At 58.2% G+C, this 17590-nt stretch carries 17 protein-coding genes; 1 reads left to right on the forward strand and 16 read right to left on the reverse strand.

The window, feature by feature from the left end:
* The 11 genes from ABI546_RS11275 to ABI546_RS11325 form a co-directional block, all read right to left on the reverse strand.
* Positions 1-127: MerR family DNA-binding transcriptional regulator (locus ABI546_RS11275; protein WP_348046706.1), on the reverse strand; the 127-nt coding region annotated here is incomplete at its 3' end.
* 171 nt (positions 128-298) lie between these two features.
* Complete coding sequence (locus ABI546_RS11280) at positions 299-682, reverse strand: integration host factor subunit alpha (protein WP_348046707.1); 384 nt, start codon at positions 680-682, stop codon at positions 299-301.
* Positions 679-3105 (reverse strand): phenylalanine--tRNA ligase subunit beta, encoded by a 2427-nt coding sequence (gene pheT, locus ABI546_RS11285; protein ID WP_348046676.1) that lies wholly within the window; start codon positions 3103-3105, stop codon positions 679-681. The genes ABI546_RS11280 and pheT overlap by 4 nt, the downstream gene beginning before the upstream one ends.
* A gap of 31 nt (positions 3106-3136) precedes the next feature.
* Positions 3137-4201 carry a phenylalanine--tRNA ligase subunit alpha gene (pheS, locus tag ABI546_RS11290; protein WP_348046677.1) on the reverse strand — a complete coding sequence of 355 codons (1065 nt, stop codon included), beginning with the start codon at positions 4199-4201 and terminating at the stop codon, positions 3137-3139.
* 190 nt (positions 4202-4391) lie between these two features.
* Positions 4392-4751, reverse strand: coding sequence for a 50S ribosomal protein L20 (gene rplT, locus ABI546_RS11295; protein WP_348046678.1), 360 nt, complete (start codon positions 4749-4751; stop codon positions 4392-4394).
* Between the two features lie 25 nt (positions 4752-4776).
* Entirely contained in the window at positions 4777-4980 is a 204-nt protein-coding gene (rpmI, locus tag ABI546_RS11300; protein ID WP_007870723.1) for a 50S ribosomal protein L35, read from the reverse strand.
* Between the two features lie 200 nt (positions 4981-5180).
* Entirely contained in the window at positions 5181-5780 is a 600-nt protein-coding gene (gene infC / locus ABI546_RS11305; RefSeq protein ID WP_348046708.1) for a translation initiation factor IF-3, read from the reverse strand.
* A gap of 95 nt (positions 5781-5875) precedes the next feature.
* Positions 5876-7783 (reverse strand): threonine--tRNA ligase, encoded by a 1908-nt coding sequence (gene thrS / locus ABI546_RS11310; RefSeq protein WP_348046679.1) that lies wholly within the window; start codon positions 7781-7783, stop codon positions 5876-5878.
* Positions 7784-8075: 292 nt separating this feature from the next.
* Complete coding sequence (locus tag ABI546_RS11315; RefSeq protein ID WP_348046680.1) at positions 8076-8255, reverse strand: hypothetical protein; 180 nt, start codon at positions 8253-8255, stop codon at positions 8076-8078.
* A 177-nt stretch (positions 8256-8432) separates the two neighbouring features.
* The gene (gene aceA, locus ABI546_RS11320; RefSeq protein ID WP_348046681.1) at positions 8433-9752 is read right to left on the reverse strand and encodes an isocitrate lyase; all 1320 of its coding nucleotides are present in this window, start codon (positions 9750-9752) and stop codon (positions 8433-8435) included.
* 333 nt (positions 9753-10085) lie between these two features.
* Complete coding sequence (locus tag ABI546_RS11325; protein ID WP_348046682.1) at positions 10086-10538, reverse strand: gamma-glutamylcyclotransferase family protein; 453 nt, start codon at positions 10536-10538, stop codon at positions 10086-10088.
* 150 nt (positions 10539-10688) lie between these two features.
* Here ABI546_RS11325 and ABI546_RS11330 point away from each other — a divergent pair, with 150 nt between their 5' ends.
* Positions 10689-11636: a DMT family transporter gene (locus ABI546_RS11330; RefSeq protein ID WP_348046683.1), complete on the forward strand. Its 948-nt coding sequence runs from the start codon at positions 10689-10691 to the stop codon at positions 11634-11636.
* Here the strand turns inward: ABI546_RS11330 and ABI546_RS11335 are convergent.
* The 5 genes from ABI546_RS11335 to ABI546_RS11355 form a co-directional block, all read right to left on the reverse strand.
* Complete coding sequence (locus ABI546_RS11335; RefSeq protein WP_348046709.1) at positions 11581-12411, reverse strand: ABC transporter permease subunit; 831 nt, start codon at positions 12409-12411, stop codon at positions 11581-11583. The two genes, ABI546_RS11330 and ABI546_RS11335, sit on opposite strands and share 56 nt — an antisense overlap.
* Positions 12412-12484: 73 nt before the next feature.
* Positions 12485-13426: an ABC transporter permease subunit gene (locus tag ABI546_RS11340; RefSeq protein WP_348046684.1), complete on the reverse strand. Its 942-nt coding sequence runs from the start codon at positions 13424-13426 to the stop codon at positions 12485-12487.
* A gap of 34 nt (positions 13427-13460) precedes the next feature.
* The gene (gene potA / locus ABI546_RS11345) at positions 13461-14564 is read right to left on the reverse strand and encodes a polyamine ABC transporter ATP-binding protein (protein WP_348046685.1); all 1104 of its coding nucleotides are present in this window, start codon (positions 14562-14564) and stop codon (positions 13461-13463) included.
* 112 nt (positions 14565-14676) lie between these two features.
* Entirely contained in the window at positions 14677-15840 is a 1164-nt protein-coding gene (locus tag ABI546_RS11350; protein WP_348046686.1) for an extracellular solute-binding protein, read from the reverse strand.
* A 226-nt stretch (positions 15841-16066) separates the two neighbouring features.
* A complete protein-coding gene (locus ABI546_RS11355) occupies positions 16067-17587 on the reverse strand; it encodes a malonyl-CoA synthase (protein ID WP_348046687.1) in 1521 nt (506 codons plus the stop codon).
* Between the last annotated feature and the right edge of the window lie 3 nt (positions 17588-17590).

The following is a 17590-nucleotide window of genomic DNA, read 5'->3' on the forward strand; positions in this document are numbered from 1 at the left end:
TCGGGCGCAGCTGCGTGAACTCTTGCTCCCAATAACGGAGCACGTGAGGTTTGACCCCGCACAAATCACTGACTTCACCGATGGTGAAATAGCGTTTTGCAGGAATAGGGGGGAGCGTTTTCTCCAATTAAATCAATGCGCTAAAGAGGAAACCTCTAAATCTACTCTAAGTCGAAAGTAAGCGCAAAGAGTTGCAAGAGTTTTTTGAGATGTGTTGTTCACTCACACATTTGACACTTTGTTGCTAATTGTGAGAATCAGCGATTCAGCGCATTCTCCGCAGAATAACGCCCGGGCGTTATTCAACCGCGGCTTCGTTCAGGCCCTGGATCTGGTCTTTAAGCTTGTGGCTGGCGTGAAAGGTGACCACACGACGTGCCTGAATTGGAATGGCCTCCCCCGTGCGCGGGTTTCGGCCTGGGCGCGGAGCCTTGGTGCGAATCTGGAAATTACCAAACCCGGAAATTTTCACATCATTTCCATCGACCAGGCTGTCCGAGATCAGATCGAAAAATGCATCGATCATGTCCTTGGACTCCCGTTTGTTGAGCCCGATCTGTTCAAACAGCAATTCGGCCAAGTGTGCTTTTGTCAGCGCCGGGGTTTCCAGGCTCTCTACAGAAAAATCCATGCGACGGTACTCCTGGCGATTTTTATTTTGAGTGGTATTTGTGGAAGTCAGGCCCGCAAACGGGCGCCCAACAGACTCTGCAAATTGGCCAGCACAGCCTGAACGGCCGCCTCAATTTCCTCGTCGGTCAGTGTAGCGGCGTCGCTTGAAAGCACCAAGCGCACCGCCAGGCTTTTTTCACCCATCTGCATGCTGACGTTCGCTTGCTGGGGGCGATAGATGTCAAACAAGGCTGCACCCTTGAGCAAGCCTTGCGTGTTGGCCCCATGGATCGCCGACATCAAGGCGGCATGGGTAACACCTTCCGCCACGATGACGGCGATGTCGCGCTCTACCGGCTGGAGCTTGCTGACGGGTTTGAACTCCGGCACTGGGCGCTGTAGCAACGCGTCAAGCTCCAGCTCGAACAAAAGCGGTGCCTGAGCAACGTCATAGCCCTGCCGCCACTGCGGATGCAACTCGCCCACAAAGCCAATCTGCTTGCCGCCAACAGACACGCTTGCGCAACGGCCGGGATGCATGGCGGGATGCGTGGCGGGTGCAAAGACCGCTTGAAGCGGCGCGAGCAAGGCCTCGACATCACCCTTGATGTCGAAGAAGTCCACCGCCTTGTCAGACTGGCTCCAGTTCAGCGCCGCCCGCGGGCCGTAGGCCAGGCCTGCCACGCGCATGGGCTGGTTGAAGCCGGCGACGGTGGTGTCGGTGTTCTGGACTTGGGCGTCACGCAGGAAGACGCGACCCAGCTCAAACACGTTCACGCGGGGTGCCTTGCGGTCGAGGTTGAACTTCAGCACCTGCAGCAGGGAGCCCAGCAGCGAGGAGCGCATGACGCTCATCTGGCTGGCAATCGGGTTGAGCAGCTTGATGGGATTCGGGTTGCCGGCCAGCTCGTGTTCCCAGCGCTCTTCCACAAAACTGAAGTTGATGGTCTCCTGATAGCCCAGCGAAGCCAGCGCGCGGCGCACGGCAAAAGGGCTGCGCTCGGCTTCCAGACGAAGCCTGGCCGTGATGGGTGCCAGCGGCGGCGTCTCGGGGAGCTGGTTGTAGCCCACCATGCGCACGACCTCTTCAATGAGGTCTTCCTCAATCTGCAGGTCAAAGCGGTAGCTGGGCGGTGTCACGGTCAGCGTGCCCTCGCCTTGCACCACGGGCAGGCCGAGACGCTGGAGAGCATTCAGGCACTGGGCCTGCGTGAGCGGCATGCCGATGACCTTGGCCGCACGCGCCACGCGTAAGGTGACCGGCAAAGCCCTGGGCACGTTGACCTGCTGGTCGTCCATGGGGCCGCACGCGGTGTCCGCAGTGCCGCAAATATCGATGATCAACTGGGTGATGCGTTCGATGTGTTCCACGGTCTGGCCGTGGTCTACGCCGCGCTCAAAGCGGTGGCCCGCATCTGTGGAGAAGTTGTAGCGGCGTGAGCGGCCTGCGATGGCTTTGGGCCACCAGAAGGCGGCTTCTACGTAGACGTGTTTTGTATCGTCAGACACAGAAGTTGCGTCACCACCCATGATCCCGGCCAGGGACTCAACCTCTGCATCGTCGGCGATCACCCCGACCTTTTCGTCGACTGTCACGGTGTTGCCGTTGAGCAGCCTGAGTGTCTCGCCGGACTTGCCCCAGCGAACATCAAGCCCGCCGTGAATCTTGTCGAGATCAAAGATGTGTGATGGGCGGCCCAACTCGAACATCACATAGTTGGAAATATCTACCAGCGCCGTCACACTGCGCTGGCCGCAGCGCGCCAGGCGATCAACCATCCACTGCGGTGTGGCTGCTGTTGTATTGACGTTGCGCACCACACGCCCGGAAAAGCGTCCGCACAAATCGGGCGCGCTGATCTTCACCGGCAGCTTTGTGGTATCGGTGGCCTGCACTGCGGGAAAGGCTGGCGTCTGAAGCGGTGCACCCGTCAACGCGGCGACTTCGCGCGCGACGCCATAAACGCTGAGGCAATGTGCCAAATTGGGCGTGAGCTTGAGAGTGAACAGGGTGTCGTCAAGCTTCAGGTGCTCACGGATGTTTTGTCCCAGCGGCGCATCGGCGGTCAGTTCGAGCAGGCCGCCGTGGTCTTCAGAGAGCTTGAGTTCGCGGGCCGAACACAACATGCCCTGGCTTTCCACGCCGCGCAGCTTGCCCACCTTAATCAGGAAGGGCTTGCCGTCTTCACCGGGCGGCAGCTCGGCACCGACCAGCGCGCACGGCACCTTGATGCCCACGCGCGCATTGGGTGCGCCACAAACGATATTGAGCAAGCTGCCCTGCCCCACATCAACCTTGCAAACGCGCAGGCGATCAGCGTCTGGATGCTGGATGGCTTCCTTGATTTCACCAACGACGATCTTGGTAAACGGCGGCGCTACTGGCTTGAGTTCTTCGACCTCCAGGCCTGCCATAGTGAGGGTGTTGGCGAGCTGCTGGGTATTCAAAGGCGGGTTGCAAAATTCGCGCAACCAGGATTCTGGGAATTGCATGGTCTAACCTTGTTTTTCTTGTTCTTGTATTTCAGGACTGGAACTGGGACAGGAAACGGATGTCGCCGTCGAAGAACAGGCGCAGGTCGTTGACGCCGTAGCGCAGCATGGTCAGGCGGTCAGGGCCCATGCCAAAAGCAAAGCCGATGTACTTCTCGGGATCAAGGCCCATGTTGCGCACCACGGTCGGGTGCACCTGGCCCGAGCCGGCTACTTCCAGCCAGCGGCCGGCGAGCGGGCCTGTCTGGAACTGGATGTCGATCTCGGCGCTGGGCTCGGTGAAGGGGAAAAAGCTGGGGCGAAAGCGCAGGACCAGGTCGTCGCTTTCAAAGAACGTGCGACAGAAATCGGTAAAGACAAACTTGAGATCCTTGAAGCTCACGTTCTCGCCAATCCACAGGCCTTCGCACTGGTGGAACATCGGCGAGTGCGTGGCGTCGCTGTCGACGCGGTAAGTGCGCCCCGGCGCGATGACGCGAATCTCCGGCATGCGGCCGCCCGCATCGATCAAGGCGCGATGCTTTTTGACATGCTGGACCGCATAACGGATCTGCATGGGGCTGGTGTGGGTGCGCAGCAGGTTGGGGGCCGTTTCAGTACCCCCTTCAACATAGAAAGTGTCATGCATCGAACGCGCAGGGTGATCTTCGGGCGTGTTGAGTGCCGTGAAATTGAACCAGTCGGTTTCAATCTCAGGGCCTTGTGCCACGTCGAAGCCCATGGAGCCAAAAATCGCTTCAATGCGCTCCAGCGTGAGCGACACGGGATGCAGCCCGCCTTGCACTCGTTCGCGGCCAGGCAAGCTCACGTCAAGCGCTTCTGCCTTGAGCTGCTTCTGCAGCTCCGCATCGGCCAGCGCCTGGCGGCGGTCGGTCAATGCAGCCTCGATGGCCTGCTTGGCCAGATTGATGGCGGCACCACGGGACTTCTTTTCTTCCACGCTGAGCGCGGCCATGCCCTTCATCAGTTCGGTCACTCGGCCTGTCTTGCCCAGAAATTGAGCCTTGGCATTCTCCAGGTCAGCTGGCGTCAAGGCCTGCGCAAAACTCGACTTGGCGTTGCTGACAAGTTCGTTGAGGGCGTCAGGTGGATTCATAAATTTTCTTGGTCGAAATACAAAACAGCAAAGGCACTTTCGGCAGCGCTCTCATCGTTCAATGAGCACTGCAGGAAGGGACCACAAAAGGGCCACGAAAAAGGGCCAGAGCCTTTTCAAGCTCCAGCCCTTTATTTTCGTGCGCAAGCAGCTATTGATTTAATAGCACCAACACTGCCCGGCTTGAAAATCAGGCAGCCAGCTTGGCTTTCACCTGCTCGACGATGGCGCCGAAAGCAGCGCTGTCGTGGATAGCCATGTCGGACAGAACCTTGCGGTCGATCTCGATGCCGGCTTTCTTCAGGCCATTGGCAAACTGGCTGTAGGTCAGGCCAAATGAACGGCTTGCAGCATTGATACGGGCGATCCACAACTGGCGGAACACGCGTTTCTTGGTACGGCGGTCACGGTAGGCATATTGCCCAGCCTTCATTACCGCTTCTTTGGCGATACGGAAGACATTGCCGCGGCGGCCGCGGAAACCTTTTGCAAGGGCTAAAACTTTTTTGTGGCGGGCGCGAGCCGTTACACCACGTTTGACGCGAGGCATGTGTGTACTCCTTGTTCGTCGTTAATTAAATGCCCTGGCCTGGGAGCATCTGTGCCATGTGACCCATATTGGTCTCATGAACAGTCACCGCACCACGCAGATGGCGTTTGTTTTTGGTGGTCTTCTTGGTCAGGATGTGACGTTTGAAGGCTTGGCCGCGCTTGACGGTACCACCCGGACGAACGCGGAAACGCTTTTTAGCGCCGCTCTTGGTCTTCATTTTGGGCATATAAATGCTCCTTTTCATTTGTGCTCGTGAGGCGCTGCGAACCTTCCGCAGACTTGATGGCCCCGAGACACTTGTTAAGCAAGAAATCTTTAGACTTCTCACTGGTCGCAAAAGGTTTGAACCTTCTGCTTTCGGAAAGCTGGCTTGCACCCGCTTTCACCGGAACGCCGCTAGGCGCCCCTTGTTCCTGCCCCGCCCTTTCAGGCGGTAGACGATGCCGGAGCGGCCTCTGCCACCGGCTTGGCAGCACCCGGCTTTTTACGGCCCGGCGCGATCATCATGACCATCTGCCGGCCTTCAAGCTTGGGGAACTGCTCCACCACAATCAAATCGGCCAACTCATCGCGGATGCGCGCCAGCAGGGCCAAGCCCAACTCCTGGTGCGTAATTTCGCGGCCGCGAAAGCGCAAGGTAATCTTGCACTTGTCGCCCTCTTCCAAAAAGCGCTTGATATTGCGCAATTTGATGTTGTAGTCCCCATCGTCAGTGCCGGGCCGGAATTTGATTTCCTTGATCTCGATCACTTTTTGCTTGGACTTCGCTTCCGCCGCTTTTTTCTGCTCGGCGTACTTGAACTTGCCGTAATCCATCAACCTGCACACCGGGGGAACCGCTGTGGGGGAGATTTCGACAAGGTCCACGTCGGCCTCACCAGCCAGGCGCAGTGCCTCCATGATGCTGACAATACCTAAAGGCTCGTTGTCTGGCCCGCTCAGACGTACTTCAGGGGCCATGATTTCACGGTTCAAGCGGTGCTTGCGTTCTTCACGGTGACGGCGGTCACGAAATTCAGTAGCGATGGTTCTATCCTTTAACTCTTGCTATAAAAGCTATAGCGGCTTGCGCCCGTCCTGTAAGGACGACAGGCCAAATTCATCAACAATTTTGTTAAAAATCAGGCTTTTTTCGCGATGTCGGAAGCGATCGTTTCAGCGAAGGCTTCGAGAGACATCACTCCAAGGTCTTTGTTACCCCGGGCGCGCACTGCAACGGATCCGGCTGCCTTCTCTTTGTCGCCTACGACAAGGATATACGGCAGCTTTTTCATCGAGTGCTCCCGTATTTTATACGTAATTTTCTCATTGCGCAGGTCCAGGTTGACCCTAAGCCCTTGATTTTGCAGCGTTTTGGCAACTTCCCTGGCATATTCGGCCTGGGAATCGGTGATATTGAGGACTGAAACCTGCTCAGGCGCCAGCCAGGTTGGCAGCGCGCCGGCGTGTTCCTCGATCAAAATCCCGATAAAACGCTCCAGGCTGCCCACAATCGCACGGTGCAGCATTACCGGCCGATGACGGTTGCCGTCTTCGCCCACATATTCGGCATCCAGGCGCTCCGGCATCGAAAAATCGACCTGCATAGTGCCGCATTGCCACTGGCGGCCAATTGCGTCTTTGAGCGTGTATTCGATCTTTGGGCCGTAAAAAGCGCCGTCGCCGGGGGCGATTTCAAACTCGCAGCCGGACGCGCGCAGGCTTTCCATCAGCGCGTTTTCGGCCTTGTCCCAGCTTTCGTCCGATCCGATACGGGCTTCAGGACGGGTGGCGACCTTGTAGATGATGTTTTTGAAGCCAAAGTCCGTGTAGACCTTTTGCAGCAAGGTCGTGTAGTCCACGCATTCCTTGAGGATCTGGTCTTCAGTGCAGAAGATATGGCCGTCATCCTGGGTGAAACCGCGCACGCGCATGATGCCGTGCAGGCCGCCCGATGGTTCATTGCGGTGGCACTGGCCGAATTCGCCGTAGCGCAGCGGCAGGTCGCGGTAGCTCTTGATGCCCTGCTTGAAGATCAGAATGTGGCCGGGACAGTTCATGGGCTTGAGCGCGTATTCGCGCTTTTCGCTCTCGGTCGTGAACATGTTGTCGCGGTACTTGTCCCAGTGGCCGGTTTTTTCCCACAGCGTCTTGTCAATGATCTGCGGGCCTTTGACCTCCTGGTAGCCGTTGTCCTGGTAGACCTTGCGCATGTACTGTTCCACGCCCTGCCACACCGTCCAGCCCTTGGGATGCCAGAACACCAGGCCTGGTGCATGGTCGTCAATGTGGAACAGGTCAAGCTCCTTGCCCAGCTTACGGTGATCGCGTTTCTCAGCCTCTTCGAGCATCGTGAGGTACTGCTGTAGCTCGTCCTTCGTGGCCCAGGCCGTGCCGTACACACGCTGCAGCATTTCGTTGCGGTGGTCGCCCCGCCAGTAGGCGCCAGCCACCTTCATGAGCTTGAAGAACTTCAGCTTGCCCGTGCTCGGCACGTGGGGTCCGCGGCACAAGTCCTCAAAAGCGCCTTCGCGGTAAAGCGACACGTCCTCATTGGCAGGAATGCTGGCGATGATTTCGGCCTTGTAGTGTTCTCCGATGCTCTTGAAGTGCGCAACAGCTTCGTCGCGTGGCAATACGCGGCGTGTCACCGGCTCATCTTTGGCGGCCAGCTCGGTCATGCGCTTTTCAATCGCCACCAGGTCTTCCGGCGTGAACGGGCGTTTGTGCGAAAAATCGTAGAAAAAACCGTTTTCAATCACAGGCCCGATGGTGACCTGCGCGTCTGGAAACAGCTCCTTGACCGCGTAGGCCAGCAAGTGCGCCGTGGAGTGGCGAATCATGTCCAGGCCATCGGCGTCCTTGGCCGTGATGATGGAAACCGCGCTGTCCTTGTCAATCACATAGCTGGTGTCAACAACCTTGCCGTCCACCTTGCCGCCCAAGGCGGCCTTGGCCAGACCCGCGCCAATCGAAGCAGCGACATCGGCGACCGTGACAGCTTGGGGGTACTCGCGTTTTGAGGAATCTGGAAGCGTTATTTGAATCATGGGCGTACTTTTAAGGCAAACGGAAAATGGGGCGGCACAACAAAAAAGCGCGGAACAGGCCGCGCTTTGAGGGGATAAATTTGGATTTAAGCTATGAAATATGTAGCTAACAATCACCAAGGGGTGCGGACTAGCGCCCTGGATGACTCCAGAAAACGGACGAGGACGTAGTTCGCGGTGTCATAACCCGAACGATCCTTCCTGTTTCCAGCTTGATTGATTGCATGGCGCTATTTTACGGCAGCTTGTCGGCGGTTTGCCAGCCGCACTGCGCGCCGCGTGCTGCCAGGCACTATTGCGGGGAACCCGGTGGCAAAAATCCCAAACCAAGGCACCGCGGACATTCGGTAATCACCGTCTGTTTCTCGACTTCAAAATGCTCGTTGATATTTTCACTTTCGATACGCAATTCGCCAGTGCCATTGCAATCGGGACAGGGAACGCGCTTAAAACCCACGGTTAATTCCGACACGGCAACCTCCTCCAGTGAATGAAGCAATTTATATGTAACAAACTGCACTTTACGCCAAAACCCGGGCATAAAAAAGCCCGGGCAGTCCCTTGGGGGTCTGTCCAGGCCGAAAGCCACGCCGCAAAGGCGTAGCGTCTGGGTAAACGGATCCAGCGAGCGGATCTAGAGAGGGTCAGTTCAGTGGAACTGCTCTTCTTCGGTGGAGCCGGTCAGAGCGGTCACGCTGGACTTGCCACCCTGAATCGTCGTGGTGACTTCGTCGAAGTAACCAGTGCCGACTTCCTGCTGGTGCGACACGAAGGTGTAGCCGCGGTCGCGTGCTGCGAACTCAGGCTCTTGCACCTTCTCAACATAGGCCGTCATGCCGCGCTTGACATAGTCTTGCGAGAGGTCGTACATGTTGTACCACATGGAGTGAATGCCGGCGAGCGTGATGAACTGGTACTTGTAGCCCATTGCGCCGAGTTCGCGCTGGAACTTGGCGATGGTCGCGTCGTCCAGGTTTTTCTTCCAGTTGAAAGACGGCGAGCAGTTGTAGGCCAGCATCTTGCCGGGGTGAACCTTGTGCACGGCGTCGGCGAATTTCTTCGCGAAGTCGAGGTCGGGCGTACCGGTTTCGCACCACACCAGGTCAGCGTATTCAGCATAGGCGTTAGCGCGGGCAACAGCCTGGTCCAGGCCCTTGCGCGTTTTGTAGAAGCCTTCGGCCGTGCGCTCGCCGGTCAGGAAAGGCTTGTCGATTTCGTCGTAGTCGGAGGTCAGCAAATCAGCAGCCTCGGCATCGGTGCGGGCAATCACCAGCGTAGGCACGCCGCAAACGTCTGCAGCCATGCGGGCCGCGATCAGCTTCTGGCAGGACTCGCGGGTTGGGAGCAGCACCTTGCCCCCCATATGGCCGCACTTCTTGACCGAAGCGAGCTGGTCCTCCCAATGCACGCCGCCGGCGCCGGAGCGGATCATGGCTTTCATCAGTTCAAACGCATTCAGCACGCCGCCGAAACCGGCTTCGGCATCCGCCACGATGGGAGCGAAGTAATCGATGTAGCCCTTGTCACCTGCATCAATACCTTTGGAGTGCTGGATTTCGTCGGCACGGCGGAAGGTGTTGTTGATGGTTTCAACGACCTTGGGCACGGAGTCCACCGGGTACAACGATTGGTCGGGGTACATCGATGAATAGGTGTTGTTGTCGGCGGCCACTTGCCAGCCCGACAGATAGATGGCTTTGACGCCGGCCTTGACTTGCTGCATGGCCTGGCCGCCGGTCAGCGCACCCAGGCAATTGACGTAGGGCTCGTTGTGCAGCAGATCCCACAGCTTTTCTGCGCCGCGGCGGGCGAGCGTGTATTCGATGGGGAAAGAGCCGCGCAGGCGAACCACGTCGGCGGCGCTGTAGCCGCGCTTGATACCTTTCCAGCGCGGGTTGGTGGCCCAGTCTTTTTCCAGAGCGGAAATCTGCTGGTCGCGGCTTAATTGTTCGGTCAGTGTTTGCGGCATGGTGGGCTCCTGAGTTGAAATAAAGAAGTGGTGAATTCGATGGATCAACTTTAAGTCTTCTACAAGACATTGTGAAGCTCTTATGTCTTATATAAGACAAAATTAATCATTAATGAAATCAACAAGCTACTGATTAATTTCTGCAATATGAAATTCAATTTCTCATATCAAGAAATAATTTTGCACTGCAGCATTTTCAGATTCCACATTACGGAATAGTTTTGTTGGATTATGAAATTCAACCAAAGGCGTAACCCTGACTGCCGCGGGTATAGCGCAAGGCCACGCGCCCGCAACCTACGGGGCAAACTTTCGCGTCAGAGAAATTCACCGTCAGGTTTTGGCTGCCGCAGTGCGATGCAAAACCCAGTCGCCCAACGCGATCACCGGTTTGCCCTGGATGCGCTCGGGGGCAATCTCGTAGAGAAAACATGCCAGCTCCCGCAGCTGCGGCGGCTGGCCAACACCGGCTTCCGGTTCGAGCTGAACCATGGTCTCGCGCTTGGTGTATTCGCCGGTCTGCTGCGGCCAGACCTCCTCGATTTCGTCCAGAACGCGTTCCAGCTCAAGCGTCACGGCATAAACCTCGCCCTGAACAGTGCCCGGCCCGGTCAACATCAGGCCGGGGTAACTGCCCAGGTGATGCAATACGCCTGCCACGCTGGCGCGCCCAATCCAGCGCGGCGCGGGGTGCAGGCGGTTGATGTCACGCTGCTCGCCCTTGCGCAAGGTGCCGTACACGAACACATAGCGGACAAAGGTTAGAGGTGTTGCGGCAAGTGTCATCGTCAGGTTCACCATCGTTTCGGGAGTTGTCGGGCCATATGGCGCGCTTGGGCTGCCGTGAAATTAAGGCATGATTTCCACCCGGCCTTATCTTTGGGCCAGACAACCATCGGGCCCACGCGGGCTTGCACCACAGGAGCCTCCAGTTTAATGAACCGTATCGTGGCCTACGCCTGCCTGGCGCTCAGCATGTCGCTCGTCGGCAGCTACGTGGCGCTTTCCAAACCCCTGGTCGCTACCTTCCCCGTCTTTTTGCTTGCCTGGTTGCGCTTTGGCATTGGCGGCACCGCCATGCTGCATTGGCTGAAAAAACCAGCAGATGAAATGCCCATGAGCCGGCAAACCGGCCGGCTGCTTTTCCTCGAGTCGTTCCTGGGCAACTTCCTCTTTTCGATCTGCATGCTGTTTGGCGTGAGCATGACCAGCGCGGTCGCGGCAGGCGTCATCATGGCGTCCATTCCGGCGGCCGTCGCGCTGATGAGCTGGATGTTCCTGCGGGAGCGCATCGGCCTGCGTGTATGGGGGGCAGTTGCTTGCGCAGTGGTCGGCATTGGCCTGGTTTCGCTATCAAAAAGCGAGCTGGTTGCGCCCGCCAGCATTGGGCTGGAGGCCGATTTGGCACATAGAAACGCCTGGTTGGGCAACTTGCTGCTGGTGGGCGCGGTTTTGTGCGAAGCCGCCTATGCCGTGATCGGCAAGAAACTGACCGGCGTGCTCAGCCCCAAGCGCATCACTGCGCTGATCAACCTTTGGGGCTTTGCGCTGGTCACGCCTTTCGGGCTCTGGATGGCCTGGGGCTTTGACTTGGCCAAGGTGGCGCCATCCGCCTGGCTGCTGTTGCTGTTCTATTCGCTGGCAGCCAGCGTATGGACCGTCTGGCTCTGGATGACCGGGCTCAGGACCATCCCGGCGAACCAGGCCGGCGTTTTCACTGTGTTGCTGCCGGTCAGCGCCGCGGCGGTCGGTGTCATCGTTCTGGGAGAGCAGCTCAACGGCACCCAGATCGGGGCTTTTGCCATCGCGCTGACAGGCGTGGTGCTGGCTACTCTGCCCGCACGGGGTCCGGAAAAGCCTGCTCCGGACGGGCCGCTGCACTGATTTCGCGGTCCAGCCGCTTTTGTCGGCGCATCACATAAATGCTGTAGGCAATGATGCCCATCGACACAATCGTGATGAGGATGGTCGCCGCCGCATAGATGGAAGGGTTCACGCCGCGCCGGGCATAGCTGAAGATCACCTGCGGCAATGTGGTGACGCCGGGTCCCGACAAAAACTCCGAAATCACCACGTCGTCAAATGACAGTGTGAACGTGAGCAGCCAGGCCGACACCAGCGCCGGCGCAATGCTGGGCAAGGTCACCAGAAAGAACACCTGCACCGGGCGGCAACCCAGGTCCATGGCGGCCTCTTCCAGTGTGCGGTCCATTTCACTGAGGCGCGACTGGATCACCACCGTGGCATAGGCCATTCCCAGCAAAGTGTGCCCGGTCACGATGGTCACAAAGCCGCGATCAGGCCAGCCCACAGCGCGCTGCACCGCAACCATCAGCAGCAGCAGTGACAGCCCGATGATGACTTCGGGCATGACCAGCGGCGCATTCACCAGCCCATAAAACAGCGTACGACCGGTAAACCGCAGGTAGCGCACCAGCACAAACGCGGCGAAGCTGCCCAGCACAACCGACAGCGTCCCGGTGATCAACGCCACCTTGAGCGACAGGAAAAACCCCTCCACCAGCCGTGAATCGGCCAGCAGGGCTTCGTACCAGCGCGTTGAAAATCCCGTGAAGACGCCATCCTGCCGCGTGCTGTTAAAAGAAAAAACAATGAGGAAAAACAGCGGGATATAAAGAAAAAGGTAGACCGCGCCCATCCACAGCCGGCCCACGTTGTTCTCTGCAAACCGCAGCACGCTTCTCACTCCGCCTTTCAGATCGGCACTCACGTCAGTGCCCTCCCCGCACGCTGCGGTCATTGCTTGAGCGATAGTAAAAAGCCAGCGGGACCAGAATGAGCAAAATCATCACCACCGCCAGTGCCGATGCTCGCGGCCAGTTGTTGCTGCTGAACATTTCGTCCCACACCACGCGGCCAATCATGATGTTTTCAGCGCCACCCAATAACGAGGGAATGACGAATTCACCGACGCTGGGAATGAACACCAACATGGAGCCAGCGACGATGCCCGATTTGCTGAGCGGCACAGTGATCAGCCAGAAAGCCTTCCAGGCGCTGGCGCCAAGGTCGTGCGCGGCCTCCAGCAGGCGAAAGTCCATCTTCACCAGGTTGGCATACAGCGGCAGGATCATGAAGGGGCAATACACGTACGTCATGCCCACCAGCATCGACACGTCGGTGTAAAGCATCACCATCGGCTCCTGGATGATGCCCAATGACAGCAGCAGGTTGTTTAGTACGCCCTGGTCCGCCAGGATACCCTTCCAGGCGTAAACGCGCAGCAGGAAAGACGTCCAGAACGGCAGCATGACCAGCATCAGCAGCGCCGGGCGAACGGCGGGCCGTGACCGCGCAATAAAGTACGCAAACGGATAGCCGATCACCAGGCACGACAGCGTGGTGAGCAACGCGTATTTCAGCGAGGTCTCGTAGGCCTCCATGTAGATGGTGTTGCCAAAGCCGCCCACGGCGTCGGCCGCGCTGTCGATGAAAATCGACGCATAGTTGTTGTAGCGCAGCATGACGTGCCATGAGCCTTCGACCGTCTCGATCAACGGTGCAAAAGGGTCTACGCCGTTGCCCATGTCCGTCACACTGATGCGCAAAAGGATCAGGAAAGGCAGTACAAAAAACAGCAGCAACCAGACGTAGGGCACGCCAATCACGAAGCGCCGCCCCAGGTTGAGTTGAAGCCAGGAAGGGATTCTCATGCGGGGAACCGTGTGTCCATGTGTATGGGGCCGACTATTGCGTCAGGACCACAGGCGCCGAATCATCCCACCAGAAAAACACCCGGTCATCCCAGGTGATCACCGAGCTCTCGTGGCGCGTGGTGTTGGTTTCGGTGATCTTCACCGTGCGGCCGTTGGCCGTTTCCACGATGAAAGTGTTGTAGCTGCCGAAGTAGGCGATCTCGCGCACTTTGCCACTGAACAGGTTGACGTTTACGTCGGGCCGGGCTCTGGCGATGTGAATTTTTTCCGGCCGCACGGCAATGGCTGCCGACATTCCGAGCGTGCCGCTGATGCCATGCCCTACATTCACCACGCCCTGGTCGGTTGTGACTTCGCAGCGATCCGCTTCATCCAGCGTGAGTTCGCCTTCCAGCATGTTCACGTTACCGATGAAGTCGGCGACAAACCGGCAATTGGGGTGTTCGTAAATTTCCTTGGGCGTTCCGACCTGCAGCACACGGCCGTGGCTCATGACGGCGATGCGCGAAGCCATGGCCATGGCCTCTTCCTGGTCGTGCGTGACCATCACGCAGGTCACGCCCACCGACTCCAGAATATTGACCAGTTCGAACTGTGTGCGCTCCCGCAGTTTCTTGTCGAGCGCGCCGAGCGGCTCGTCCAGCAATAACAGTTGAGGCCGTTTGGCCAGGCTGCGCGCGAGGGCCACGCGTTGCTGCTGGCCACCCGAGAGTTGATGGGGTTTACGTTTGGCAAAAGTCTCGAGCTGGACCAGCTTGAGCATTTCCTGCACGCGTGCCTCGATTTCGCCCTTGGGCATGCCCTCGCGCTTGAGCCCAAACGCGATGTTGTCCCAGACTGTCAGGTGAGGAAACAGCGCGTACGACTGGAACATCATGTTGATGGGTCGTTCGTACGGTGGAAACGATGCAATGTCGACACCATCCAGGAAAACGGCGCCCGAGGTTGGTTTTTCAAAGCCCGCCAGCATGCGCAGCAATGTCGATTTTCCGCAGCCCGAGCTGCCCAGCAGGGCGAATATCTCGCCTTTGTGGATAGACAGGGACACATCGTCGACGGCCGCTACGCCATCAAAACGCTTGACCAGCTGGTCGGTCCGCAAAAACCCGTCACCGGCCGATAGAGGTAGATTCATGACCAGGATTTCCCTGCCTTGTCACCAAGATAAAAAAAAGCTGTGCACACAAGGTATTGCATGCACAGCCGGGTTCACACTGAAATCAGCGCTTGCCAGAGATCAGTAAACGTCACTTGCCTTTTTTGAAGGCCGTGAACACATTGCTCATCGATTCGCGGGCTTCATTGCTGAAGCTTGCCGGTGACACCATTTTCTTCAGGTTGTCCGCGTCGGGGAAAACCGCCTTGTCCTTGGCGATTTCAGGCTTGACGTTGGCCAGGCTGGCCTTGTTGGCTGTGGCGTAGCCCAGCTCGTTGGTCAACGAAGCAGAGACTTCGGGACGCAGCGAGTAGTTGATGAAGGCCAGCGCGTTGTTCGGGTGCTTGGCATCCTTCGGGATAGCCAGGGTGTCAAAGAAAATCAGGCCACCGGTGCTGGGCAGCAGGGCTTCGACGTCGTTGCCGCTCTTGTTTTCGAGCGCGCGGCCGCGGGCGATGTTGATGTCACCCGCCCAGGCCAGGGCCACGCAAGCCTTGCCGCCGGCAAGGTCGTCAATCATGGTGCTGGAGAACATGCGGATGTGCGGGCGAACCTTGGCCAGCATCTCGGCCGCTGCCTTGTGGTCGGCCGGGTCGTTCGAATAGGCGTTTTTACCCAGGTAGTGCATGGCCGGTGGCAGCACTTCGGTCGGCGAATCCAGGAACGCGATACCGCAGGACTTGAGCTTGGCGGTGTAGACGGGGTTGAACACCAGGTCCCAGGCGTTTTCGGGCATGGGGGTAGAGCCCAGTGCCTTGGTCACCTTGGCCTTGTTGATGCCCACGGTGGTGAAACTCCAGGCCCAGGGAACCAGATACGCATTACCCGGGTCGATGGTGCCCAGCTTTTCCATGATGGCTGAGTCGAGGTTGCCGTAGTTGGCCACCTTGGATTTGTCGAGCTTGGCGAGCAGGCCACCGTCGATTTGCGGCTTGGCAAACACAGCGCCCGGCACCACGATGTCATAGCCGGTATTGCCCGCGACCAGCTTGGCATGCAGGGCTTCGTTGTTCTCAAAGGTCTGGTAGTTGACCTTGATGCCGGTTTCTTTTTCGAAATTGGCGATCATGTCCTTGGCGACATAGTCGGGCCAGTTGTAGACATTGAGCACTTTTTCTTCGGCGGGGGCTGCGGCCGGTGCGCTTGCGGCGGGAGCCGGAGTGGCCGCGACAGGCGCCTCCTCCTTTTTACCGCAACCCGCCAGCATGGCTGCCAGGATGGTTGAAAACGCCAGATACCCAAGATGCTTTTTCATAATGTCCTCGACTCCTCTTAAAACTTGGAAGTAAAACCGGGAAACTGAAGCAAAAATCAGACCGGTGCAATTGTATATAAGAGGGTTGGCCGCGCGCCAACTTTTCCATTAGCCAGAATCAGGCCGCGGCAGCGCATGCTTCAGGCGCAGTCAGACCCGTGCAGCGGCAGGACGCAGCTTGCTTCACAGGAAATGCGTTCGCGCGGGCGTCAGCCGGGTGCCGGACTCAGGCAAAGAGGGTCTTGTACTGTTCGCGAAGCAGGTTTTTCTGCACTTTTCCCATGGTGTTGCGGGGCAGTTCGCTGACCACAAAACATTGCTTGGGGATTTTGAAGTTGGCAAGCTTGGATTTGAGCGAACCCACAATCTGGCTGCCTTCCAGCGAGGTGCCGGGCTTGGCAATGACGACGGCCACACCGACTTCGCCGAAATCCGGGTGGGGTACGCCGACCAGGGCGCTTTCAGCCACGCCGGGCATGTCGTTGATATAGCCTTCGATCTCTGCCGGGTAGACGTTGTAGCCACCGCTGATGATCAGGTCCTTGCTGCGCCCGACGATCACGATATAGCCACGCTCGTCAATCTTGCCGACGTCCCCGGTCTTGAAGTAGCCGTCTGCCGTGAACTCTTCTTTGGTCTTTTCCGGCATGCGCCAGTAGCCCTTGAACACGTTGGGGCCCTTGACCTGGATTGCGCCGATCTCTCCTTGCGACAGGGATTTTCCGTCTTCGTCCTGCACACGCAGGCTGATCCCGGGCAATGCAAACCCCACCGTTCCGCCGCGCCGCTCTGCACCTTGATAGGGATTGGAGGTCAGCATGACCGTTTCGGACATGCCGTAACGCTCCAGAATGGTGTGGCCGGTGCGGTCTTTCCATTCGTTGAAGGTCTCAATGAGCAAAGGCGCGGAACCCGCCACAAACAGGCGCATGTTGCGGCACGCCTCGCGGGTCAGGCCGGGCTCGGCCAGCAGCCGCACATACAGCGTGGGCACGCCCATGAAGACCGTGGCCTCGGGAAGCTTTTGCACGACCAGCTTGGGGTCGAACTTTGACAGCCAGATCATTTTGCTGCCGTTGATCAGCGCGCCATGAATGGCGACGAACAGGCCATGGACGTGAAAGATCGGCAAGGCGTGAATCAGCACATCGCCTTTTTTCCAGCCCCAGTAGTCCTTCAACACCAGCGCATTGCTCAGCATGTTGCCGTGCGTGAGCATCGCGCCCTTGCTGCGGCCGGTGGTGCCGCTGGTGTAGAGGATGGCGGCGAGGTCGTTTGCCCGCCGCGCCACCACCTCATGCTTGTCGCTGCAGTGCGCGGCGCGCGTCAGCAAAGAGCCGGTTCGGTCGTCGTCGAGCGTGAAGACGTTTTGCGTTCCGGCCTTGAAAGCAATCTTGCTGACCCATCCAAAATTCTTGCTGCTGCACACCATCACAGAAGGCTCGGCGTTGCCGATGAAGTATTCGATCTCGGCGCTTTGATAGGCCGTGTTGAGCGGCAAGAAGACGTAGCCCGCGCGCAGTGTGGCCAGGTAAAGCATCATGGCTTCGACCGACTTTTCGACCTGTACCGCCACCCGGGCGCCCTCAGGCAAGCCCAGCGAGGCCAGCAGATTGGCCATCATCGCGGTGCCGCGTTCCAGATCACGCCACGAATAGTGAAGGCCAACGTCGGTTTCGACGGCGACCTCATCGAGCGAAGAAGGAAACGCGGCCCGCAACGCCGCAAACAAATTATGATTTTTCATGGG

The sequence above is a fragment of the Polaromonas sp. genome (assembly GCF_039932935.1).
GTDB lineage: Bacteria > Pseudomonadota > Gammaproteobacteria > Burkholderiales > Burkholderiaceae_C > Polaromonas.